Here is a 1,309-nt window from a genome sequence, read left to right as displayed (position 1 = left end):
CTGTCGATCTGGCGGCGTTGGTGGCTGCGTAGGCTGTGGTGATTGCTGAGCAGGCGGCGACGATCGAGGCGTTGCGGGCTGAGTTGGCGGTGGTGCGGGCTGAGGCCGCGGAGTTGCGGCGCCGGTTGGGGTTGAACTCGTCGAATTCGTCGAGGCCGCCGTCGTCGGATGGGTTGGGTAAGCCGCCGCCGCGGTCGTTGCGGGAGCGGTCCGGACGTCGGCCGGGCAAGCAGCCGGGGTCGCCGGGTGCGGCGTTGCGGCAGGTCGTCGACCCGGATGTGGTGTTCGAGCATCGTCCGCAGCGATGTGATGGCTGTGCCGGGAACCTCGACGCGGCGCCGGTGAGCGGGGTGCAGCGCCGGCAGGTGTTCGACCTGCCCGAGACCCGTCTGGTCAGTGTCGAGCATCGGCTGCTGACCTGCCGGTGCGTGTGCGGGACGGCGACGGCCGGGTCGGCGCCGGCCGGGGTGACCGCCCCGGCCCAGTACGGGCCCGGTGTCGCCGCTGTCGGCACGTGGCTGCTGGTCGGGCATCATCTGCCGGTCGCGCGGTGCGCGCAGATCCTGACGATGCTGCTCGGGGCGCGGGTGTCGACCGGGTGGCTGGCCGGGCAACCCGCCGCCACCGCAGCCGGGCTGGTGCCGTTCCACGAGCGGGTCGCCGCCGCGGTGCGGTCCAGTCCCGTGGTCCACTTCGACGAGACAGGGCTACGCGTCGCGGGGTGCCTGCGTTGGCTGCACGTGGCCTGCACCCCGCTGTCCACGGTGTACCACCTGGCCGAAACCCGCTCACGGGCCGCGATCAACACCATGAACATCCTGCCCGCCCTGACCGCCGGTCAGGTCGCGGTCCATGACGGGTGGAGCCCGTACCTGATGCCGGACTACCAGCAGACCGGCCACGCCATGTGCAACGCCCACCATCTCCGCGAACTGGACGGCTGGGCCCGGACCCACCCCGAGAAGTGCGCGTGGGCCGGCACCCTCGCCCAGATCCTGCGCGAGGCGTGGCACGCCGTCAAAACCGCCCGCACCACCGGCCAGGATCACCTCGACCCCAACCTGCTCCACGCCCTGCACGAACGGTGGCAGGCCGGAATCGACGCCGCCCACCACGCCTACCCACCGGTGAAAGGCATCCGCCACCCCGTCCGAGCCCTGATCAACCGGATGCGCGGCCTGACCCCCGAAATCTGGTGCTTCACCCGAGACCTCCGCGTCCCGTTCGACAACAACCAAGCCGAACGCGACATCCGCATGACCAAAATCCAGATGAAGATCAGCGGCGCCTGGCGCACCACCACCGGAGC

1 protein-coding gene is annotated in these 1,309 nt (G+C 71.0%); it reads left to right on the top strand.

The window, feature by feature from the left end:
- Positions 1–35: 35 nt before the first annotated feature.
- A partial coding sequence (gene tnpC, locus ABD332_RS59830; RefSeq protein ID WP_425552476.1) for an IS66 family transposase occupies positions 36–1,309 on the top strand: 1,274 nt, incomplete at its 3' end.

Origin of the sequence: Dactylosporangium maewongense (genome assembly GCF_039531485.1) — a bacterium.
GTDB classification, from domain to species: Bacteria; Actinomycetota; Actinomycetes; order Mycobacteriales; family Micromonosporaceae; genus Dactylosporangium; species Dactylosporangium maewongense.
Note: the sequence above shows the minus strand (reverse complement) of the source record. Positions and strands in the feature narration are given on the sequence as shown.